Below are 9,021 nucleotides of genomic sequence, written 5' to 3' on the forward strand. Positions count from 1 at the left end.
CCTCAAGAGCCTGCCCAAATTAATCACACTGTTCTGCAACGCCAGATTTACTTTTCTTGCCACGTCGTAGACATCGCCTAAAACCAAAATTGAGAATTTAGTCTCAAATAGACATTTGAACCCAGTACAAAATATTTCGTTTTGTTAAGAATACTTAGTGAACTATCACTCTAGTGAATAGAAGTGGGAAAAACAGCAATATTATGCTAAATCCACGGCTGAGAAGACGATCCAGCTATTTTGAAAAGCGTACTTTGTCTGATTTTTTCCTTATTTTCCCAGACTCTTACCTGCACTCAACCTTAAATTATGTACACAATACTAAATAGCTATGCATATCCCTAAGTTCTCAGAATTACCGCATTATTCAATTTAGAAGTACGAATTATGGAACACAAAAAAAGGGCAGAAATAACATCCCAACCCGGTTTTTTGGGACAGGCACTGACTGCTGCCGGAACGGCTATAGCTGCTCCTTCATTACTCAATCAGGCAACTATAGCAAAGGAAGCTAGCCAAAGTAACCCCGATGAGATAAACGTGAAACTTACTGTTAACGGTGAGCAGCAAACCCTCGACCTTGAGCCGCGTGTCACACTCTTAGATGCCCTACGCGATCACCTGGGGTTAGTAGGCAGCAAAAAGGGATGCGATCACGGACAGTGTGGAGCTTGTACTGTTCTGATCGATGGTGAGCGAGTTTATTCCTGCCTGGCTCTGGCAGTGATGCAGGAAGACAAGGCGATCGTCACCATTGAAGGGCTGGCGAAGGGCGATACTCTCCATCCAGTGCAGGCAGCATTCATTGATAACGATGGCTTCCAGTGCGGCTATTGTACCCCAGGACAGATTTGTGCTTCTGTTGCCTTACTTGATGAAGTCAAACGCGGCTGTGCTAGCGTTGTCACACCAGATTTGGCTCGTCCCCCACAGTTGACTGAACTCTCTGAAGCTGAAATTCAGGAGCGACTGAGTGGTAATCTCTGTCGATGTAGCGCTTACAACGGCATTGTGGCAGCAGTCCAGCAGGTAATGGGACAAAAACCGCCCTCTCCTGCTGCAACTGTGATGGTCAATGAACCCCAGGAGATGCTCAGATGAACAACTTCACTTACACCCGTGCCACTTCTGTGAAAGATGCGGTTCAACGGGCAACGAATGACCAAAATGCAATATTGATTGCGGGCGGTACGAATTTGGTTGACCGTCTCAAAGTCTTCCTAGATGAGCCATCGCAACTTATCGACATCTCTCGATTAGAGATGAAGCGCATTGAACGCACAAGTGAGGGTGGTCTGAGCCTTGGAGCGCTGGTAACTAACACAGCAGTGGCAGACCATCCTGATGTTCGCCGCGATTATCCAATACTGTCTCGGGCGATCCTTTCTGGTGCATCTCAGCAAATTCGGAATATGGCAACCGTAGGAGGTAACCTACTGCAACGGACTCGCTGTCCTTACTACTACGATACCGCCTTCCCTTGCAACAAACGGCAACCGGGAAGCGGCTGTCCGGCAGCAACGGGCATCAACCGGATGCACGCCATCCTTGGGGCCAGTGACCAATGCGTGGCAGTTCAACCCTCAGATATGTGTGTCCCTCTTGCGGCTCTGGATGCTATTGTTGTTGTGGAAGGCCCCAAGGGTAAGCGGCAGATACCATTGACAGACTTTCACCGACTACCAGGGAATACACCCCAGCGAGATACAAACCTAGAGCCAGGTGAGTTGATTACCTCTGTGGTTGTGCCCCCAGTGCCGTTTGCAAAATCAGGGGTTTACCTAAAGTTACGCGATCGCACTTCCTATGCCTTTGCGTTAGTCTCTGTGGCAGCTGCGGTTGACTTAGCGGGTGAGCAGATTCAGAATGTGCGCTTGGCAATGGGTGGCGTAGCCCATAAACCTTGGCGCTCAAAGGAAGCAGAAAAGTTTTTGCTCGGCAAGAGTGCCAATACTGCAACGTTTCAACAGGCGGCAGAAATTGCACTTCAAGAAGTTAAACCATTAACTTATAACAGTTTCAAAGTTGACTTGGCAAAGCGGGCAATTCGTCGCGCACTCGCGGTGTCAGCCAAAGGAGGAGGTGTAGTATGAACAAAGTAATTGGGACTGCCGTCAATCGCAAGGATGGACGGGCAAAGGTTACGGGCACGGCAACCTACGCCGCAGAACATGAAATTCCAGGTCTGGTTCACGGTTATCTTGTCACCGCCAGCATTGCCAATGGGCAAATAAAAAGCATCGACACCAGGGCGGCAGAAAAGGCAATAGGTGTCATAGATGTTTTCACGCATAAAAACTCGCCTAAAATGTTTATGCCAGCCAACGACTTTACGACCTCGAAAATCTACGAGGCTCGTCTGCCGTTGTCGGATGACAAAATTCACTATGCAGGGCAAATTATCGGTTTGGTAGTAGCAGACACCTTCGAGCGAGCGCGTGATGCAGCGCATTTGGTGAAGGTGGAATACACAAGCCAAAAGCCAGTCGTGGAAGCTGCACTCGCCACCTTCAACGAGGCACCACCGCAGATGGGTCAAGAGCTAAAGTTTGAAAAGGGGAATTTTGCGGCAGGGGTGGCGAGTGCAACAACGAAACTTACAGCTACCTACAAGACAGCCATCGAACTGCACGCGCCGATGGAACCCCATGCGATCATTGCCCACTGGCAAGATGCAAACTCACTCACTGTTTACGAACCGTCTCAGTGGGTGTCGGCAACTGGGCGCACCTATGCAGAACTCTTTGGAGTGCCAACTGAACAGGTTCATGTCGTCACACCTTTTTTGGGTGGAGCTTTTGGCTCTAAAGCCTTTCCCTGGCCCCACGGTATTCTCTGTGCTGCGGCTGCCCGTGAACTTCAGCGTCCTCTCAGAGTCGTCCTCAGCCGACGGCAAATGACAGCGAACGCCGGACACCGCTCCGAAACCGAGCAAACTATGCGTTTGGGAGCAACTGCTGATGGTAGTTTAACTGCGATCGCCCATGAGGTAAAATCCTGTACCTCACCAGTGGATGTCTTTACAGAACCCTGTACCTCAGTCACGCCAGTTATGTACACAGCGCCGAATTTGCAACTGAAGCAGGAACTAGCGGTGCTGAACATCGGTACACCAACATTCATGCGCGCGCCAGGAGAGAATCCTGGGATGTGGGCGATGGAGTCAGCGATGGACGAGTTGGCCTGGATGCTAAAGATTGACCCGGTAGAACTGCGCCTGAAAAATGAAACTAAAGAACACCAACGCAATGGTCAGCCATTCTCAGCCAAACATTTTGCTGACTGTTTGCTCTTGGGTGCGGAACAATTTGGCTGGAAAGACAGACCAAAACAGCCCCGTTCTTTGACACGCGATGGCAAACTCATTGGTTGGGGGATGGCGGCAGCAACCTACCCTGGCAGGCGAGGTGCAGCATCAGTCAAGGTACGGCTGCTACAAGATGGTACTGCCCATGTTCTCACGGCTGGGAATGACATGGGCACTGGCGCATATACTGTTGTTGCGGCCACAGCAGCAGACGCATTGGGGCTACCTGTCGAACAGATACACGTAGAGTTGGGCGACTCCTTACTACCAGATGGAGGTATGGCAGGTGGTTCCATGATGACAGCATCTCTCCTCCCGGCGGTCATGTCAGCTTGTGAGCAAGTTCTGAAAACTGCTAATGCTAAGACCGCACAGGAGGCGTTTGCAACTCTGAGTCAGTCCGGCCAAGCAGCAATTGAAGTCACAGCATCCTCCGCTCCTGGCGATGAAACAAAGGAATGGGCGTTCCAATCTTGGGGCGCACATTTTTGCGAAGTCAGCGTGGATGAAGAAATCGGACGTTTGCGGGTGACACGCTGGGTGTCAGTGATGGATATCGGGCGAATCATCAACTCTAAAACAGTAGCCAGTCAAGTCCGTGGTGGCGTGATCATGGGTATTGGGCAAGCCTTAATGGAAGATTGCCAAGTCGATCCAAACATCGGCTACCCCGTGGTTTATGACCTTGCTACCTATCACTTCCCAGCCCATGCAGATATTCCTCGCATTCAGGTGGCCTTCGTCGGCGAACCTGATTTCAACTTCAACCCAGCAGGTGTACGAGGTGTAGGTGAAATTGGGATCACAGGTGTTTCAGCTGCGATCGCCAATGCAGTTTACCATGCCACAGGTAAGCGCATCCGTGATTTACCCATTACACCTGACAAGTTGATCTAAAAGGCATTGGGCATTGGGCATTGAGAAGAAGCTGTAGGGGCACTAACCCAAACTAAATTCTGCAAATTCTCTTTGCCCAAACAGCATATTTCGATCTACGGCTGACAAAATTTTATTATTGGCGCGATCGCTATTTAAACTGCGACCAACTAACTGCGCGACATCTGCACGATTGATGCTACCAATAATCTGCGGATCTTGAGTCAAAATGCCATTACCCGTTGCTGGTTCTGACTTGAGTCCACCAGGACGGATGATTGTATAAGTGAGTCCACTGGCAATTAAGTGTTGTTCAGCTTTGTCTTTCTCAGCTAAAACTTTTCCCAGTACCGCTAAAACTTGGGGTGACGCAGCAACAACACTATTGCCAGCACCAATGGAAGACACAAGAATAAACTTTTGCACCCCAGCTTTAACTGCTGCATCAATCAGATTTTTATTACCAGGGTAATCCGGTCTTTCTACATCTGATGGTAAACCGCCAATTGTACTGATAACGGTGTGAATAGGTACATCTGTTACCATTGCACGTTCTACATCGGCAAGATTCAAGGCATCTCCCTGAACTACTTCAATACCCATTGCTTCTAGTTCAGTAGCAGCTGCTGCTGTTCTCAGGAGTGCTTTGACCTTTAGCTGTTGCGCTGTAAGATATTGAGCAATTTCTCGACCAACACCGCGACTTGCACCAGCTAGAAAAATATAAGATGCACTTGTCATAACAAACTTAACTACTTACGCTCAAAGGATTTTATCAGAGGATTGGCAGTATTTAATAATTGCTCAAGCAACTGAGATGCTTCTGGTTGGTGACGAACATAAGCGTCAATAAACAGACTAATAATTTCACTCATCAGCAAACGCAAGTTTTCTTGGGATTGAGTAGCTTCTAAGTCGAGAGAGGGTCCAACTGTAGTGGAGTCTGGCTGATCAACTATTGAAAAGTGATTTGCTCCTTCTAAAATTACCAGATAGGTGTCATTTCGTCCCCCAGTAATTGCTTCTTGGAATGTACGTATAACTGGGGTAGTAGCATCCCCAGGACTTAAACCATAGAGTTCGGTACTGTTAACCATGAATTCATCACGGGTTCCTCCCATCAGTAGCATTGGTAGAGAATCTGGTAAAGCTAAGATAGTTCCTGGTTCATACCCGATTCTTAAAAGTCCTCTGTTAGTTGCGCCATAAGAAAAAGATGCAGCAACTCCAGGGAAAAACCGAGGGTCAGCATTTTGGATAGATACTATACCACCCGCAGAGTGTCCACCGAGAATGATCCGTTGTAAATCCAGCATTCCTGCTAAAACTCCCTGATTTTGTAACTGTTCGAGTTTAGCTAGGAGTGCTGGCAAAGCCGAAGCTGTGGGAGCAGTACGATAAATTGTAGGTTTCATCTTTTCAAAATCAATCCCAGGTGTGAGGCTAATTACGCCTGGTAGACTTTCGGTAATCCAATTAAACAGAACCACTACCAATCCACGTTCAGCCAGTTTAACCGCTAGCCATTGGTATTGTTGAGCATCACAGTTAAAGCCGTTGAATAAAATCACTACTGGAAAAGGTGCCTTTTCTGGATTAGCTGGCTCAATCCCCCTACTTTTTTCTAACTGATCCGGTATCTGTGCTGGATAGAGAATTTTCAGGTGAATGGTATCGTAAGGTGACTGGACACCCTCAACTTTGGCAGCTTCAAAAAAAGCACGAACTGTCATCTGTAGCTTCCTTACTATGACTTCAAGAAAATCTTCCTCTCAGTGTACAACTGCTCCTCGCAAGCAAAATCTAATGATCTAAAATAACGAAGTAAGTAGGTAGAAGGCAGAAGGCAGCAGTAGAGACGCGATTAATCGCGTCTGTATAGGAGTCAGGAAAATTCTTTCGCTGATTGGCATTTTACGTTGAATTATGTTTACCTGCTAGTAATAAAAAATATTAGTACAAAAATTCTATTTACAGCAGATCGCAGTAAGTATTGTGTAATAAACAATTGTGCCAATCTTACAAATAAGTTTTCAAGGATAAACTTCAAGGATAAACTTATGGCTAAAAAATCTCAAACAAATTTAGAACAATACCAAGATGTCAGATTATCTGCCACCACAAGAATTTGGGCAATTACAGTCGCCATTCTCGGAGTTTGCGTCCCACTTTCAGCCGTTACTAGAAGCGGTGCTATTCTTCCTTTAGTTGCAATTGGTGGCGCAGCTGTTGGTACGGTTGCTGTTTGGCGTTCTGATGAGCAAAAATCAAAAACTAACTATTTGCAACAGCAGCAAATAGAACTGCTAGAGCGGAGATTAGCGAATTTAGAAACAATTGTTAGCAGCGATGACTTGAATTTGCAAATGAAAATTAAACAGATTGAGGCAAGGGATACTTTTGGCGACTCCTCTGATGTAAGTACTACACCGAGACAACCAAAACGCAAAGGTTAAAATAATTCGTAATGGGCTACGCCCCGCTACGCTCTAAGGGGAGCTATGCCCCAGGCTTTACGTAATTCGTAATTATTATACCGCAAGGGTTTCATTGATTGGGGATGGGTGGTTTACTTCCGCCGTACTGTACTACGTTATTTTTGTGTGAGTATTTGTTGACTTAAGGTTACGGCAACCTTTGAAATCCGTCTCACATTAAACTTTCCTTTGCAGCTGTAACTGTTTTCCTAGAAACAGTATCTCGCTCTCCATCTCCGTTAGAATTGACTGACATGATTTAATTCTATATACTTCAACTGCATCAGTTCATGAAATGTCTAAGTGCAATAATCTCTATCTTTCCCGGAAACATCTGCTAATTGCTGTGTTTTATTAGACTACTAAGATTACTGTATTTTTAATTAACTAAGGTTATAAACTTGAGTAATTGCATTGGTATAGCTTACCTTAGGTATGCAATAGTTTGCCGCAGGAATGCAGATGGATTGGATTAGCTTACTCAAATCTCAACAAGCTGACTTCCTTCAACGTGTGAAAAAACCTAAAACCTATGACTTATCTTTGCTGGAAAGTCAAGTCAAAGGTTGTCACACTGAAATTATGGCTTTTTGGGGCGAGCCATTGGCTAGACTCCAAGAACTTTCTCGCCAACAAGCAGAAGTTCTTGCCAAAAATCCGCCGCCAACGCCACCTGAATATCCTGAACCTCCGGACTGGACGATACCTTTTCCCAAATACTTCCAACAACAAGCCCAAGATTATCTTTTACGGGAGCATATTGTTGACCGGGTGATAACTGAACGCTTGGGGAAATTGGTAAAAAAGGTATCACAAGATACTGTGGAAAACATGGTTTTAGATGATGAGGGAAATTTGTGTGGCGAAAGCAAATTTTCTTATGTACTAAAAGATAATCCTCAGCTAAGTATTCAAGTTTATGTTGCTGACGGTGAAAGTTTTAATGGTATTAAGAAAGACAAAATTAGGTGGTCGGTTACCCAAGAAGATTTAAGAAAGCACCAAGTATTAATTTTTCTGTGTTTGTTTTATCCATCTACAGGTAAGCTAGGATACGACGAAAAACAAAGCATAATTACAGGCTTTTTACCTGCAAATCAAATTGAACTTACTGAACCAAAACTCTACATTAATCCGAGTAATTTGTTGTATGCGGGGGGGATGAGTTGGTATTTAGAATCACTTGTTGGTAAAAAAGACACGTCGCCATTAATTCATGAGAAAGCGATCGCACATACAATACAAACTCTACCATCAGAGCATTGCCTTAAGGGTATAGTCGGTGACTGGGAATGCTGGCAGACTTTGCAAGGACACACCAGAGGTATTAATTGCCTAGCTTTCAGTTCCGGGTGGAACAATAGCAAAGCTTTACCCATATTGGCAAGTGGTAGTCGGGGAGAAACGAAACTCTGGGATTTAAGCAAGGGTGAATTAATAGATACATTATCAGAGTATCCTTGGGTGATATCTGGGCTAGTGGATGAAGTGAATTCCCTGGCTTTTAGTTCAGATGGACAAACTTTAGTCAGTTGTGGTGCAGATTCCACAATTAAGCTTTGGCATGTAGGCGCTTTAGACTTGATAGATATTTTGCACAAACACAATGGGGTAGTGCGGTGTGCTGCTTTTACCCCAGATGGGAGAATGTTAGCTACAGGCGGAGATGATAGAAAAATTCTGTTTTGGGATTTGATGAAACGTCAGGTTGCGATCGCACTCTCTTTAGATGATACAGCTGCTCATTCCCTGGTTTTGAGTCGAGATGGGGAAACTTTAGTTACAGGTAGCTACCGCAAAATTAAAGTCTGGCGCACTTTACCCCAGACGGGGATAAAAAGTTTAAAGGACGCACAACCACTGCATACCCTCATGGGTCATTCTCACATCGTGCGTTCCTTGGCGATTAGTGCAGATGGTAAAATGCTAGTGAGTGGTAGCTGGGATCAAACGATTAAAATTTGGCAATTGGAGACTGGGGAATTACTTCATACTCTTAAAGGACATAGAGATAGAGTATATGCGATCGCTTTAAGTCCCGATGGACAAATTATCGCTAGCGGTAGTGCTGATAAAACCATTAAGTTGTGGCATCTACAAACCGGTGAATTGCTGGGTACATTTACAGGTCATGGGAATATAGTCACAGCATTAGCTTTCACAGCTTCCGGTGAGATGTTGGTTAGCGGGAGTTTGGATAAGACAATTAAAATTTGGCAACGCAGTTAGTAGAGACGCGATTAATCGCGTCTGTTCATCCATTTTGAACTCCGCTAACGAGTATTTGAACTGGATGAATCCACCTTTGAACTCCGTTAACGAGTCTTTGAACTGGATGAATCCACCTTTTATCTCCGTTAA

General features: G+C 45.5%; 7 protein-coding genes. 5 read left to right on the forward strand and 2 right to left on the reverse strand.

Annotation, left to right across the window (positions count from 1 at the left end; translation table 11 throughout):
- Positions 1–387 precede the first annotated feature (387 nt).
- Genes ACFE90_RS15700 through ACFE90_RS15710 form a run of 3 tightly spaced genes read left to right on the forward strand, consistent with a single transcriptional unit; the run spans position 388 to position 4,204 of the window.
- On the forward strand, positions 388–1,101 hold the full coding sequence (locus ACFE90_RS15700) for a 2Fe-2S iron-sulfur cluster-binding protein (protein WP_375502023.1): 714 nt from the start codon (positions 388–390) through the stop codon (positions 1,099–1,101).
- Positions 1,098–2,093 (forward strand): FAD binding domain-containing protein, encoded by a 996-nt coding sequence (locus ACFE90_RS15705; RefSeq protein ID WP_375502025.1) that lies wholly within the window; start codon positions 1,098–1,100, stop codon positions 2,091–2,093. Before ACFE90_RS15700 ends, ACFE90_RS15705 begins: the two co-directional genes overlap by 4 nt.
- Positions 2,090–4,204 carry a xanthine dehydrogenase family protein molybdopterin-binding subunit gene (locus ACFE90_RS15710; RefSeq protein ID WP_375502027.1) on the forward strand — a complete coding sequence of 705 codons (2,115 nt, stop codon included), beginning with the start codon at positions 2,090–2,092 and terminating at the stop codon, positions 4,202–4,204. The genes ACFE90_RS15705 and ACFE90_RS15710 overlap by 4 nt, the downstream gene beginning before the upstream one ends.
- A gap of 42 nt (positions 4,205–4,246) precedes the next feature.
- Here ACFE90_RS15710 and ACFE90_RS15715 read toward each other — a convergent pair whose 3' ends face one another.
- The gene (locus ACFE90_RS15715; protein WP_375502029.1) at positions 4,247–4,924 is read right to left on the reverse strand and encodes an SDR family oxidoreductase; all 678 of its coding nucleotides are present in this window, start codon (positions 4,922–4,924) and stop codon (positions 4,247–4,249) included.
- Between the two features lie 11 nt (positions 4,925–4,935).
- Positions 4,936–5,916 carry an alpha/beta hydrolase family protein gene (locus tag ACFE90_RS15720; protein WP_375502031.1) on the reverse strand — a complete coding sequence of 327 codons (981 nt, stop codon included), beginning with the start codon at positions 5,914–5,916 and terminating at the stop codon, positions 4,936–4,938.
- Positions 5,917–6,243: 327 nt separating this feature from the next.
- Here ACFE90_RS15720 and ACFE90_RS15725 point away from each other — a divergent pair, with 327 nt between their 5' ends.
- Together ACFE90_RS15725 and ACFE90_RS15730 are read left to right on the forward strand one after the other, a co-directional pair.
- On the forward strand, positions 6,244–6,639 hold the full coding sequence (locus tag ACFE90_RS15725) for a hypothetical protein (protein ID WP_375502033.1): 396 nt from the start codon (positions 6,244–6,246) through the stop codon (positions 6,637–6,639).
- A 483-nt stretch (positions 6,640–7,122) separates the two neighbouring features.
- The gene (locus ACFE90_RS15730) at positions 7,123–8,889 is read left to right on the forward strand and encodes a WD40 repeat domain-containing protein (protein WP_375502035.1); all 1,767 of its coding nucleotides are present in this window, start codon (positions 7,123–7,125) and stop codon (positions 8,887–8,889) included.
- The last annotated feature ends 132 nt before the right edge of the window (positions 8,890–9,021 follow it).

It is taken from the genome of uncultured Nostoc sp. (genome assembly GCF_964245445.1).
GTDB lineage: Bacteria > Cyanobacteriota > Cyanobacteriia > Cyanobacteriales > Nostocaceae > Nostoc.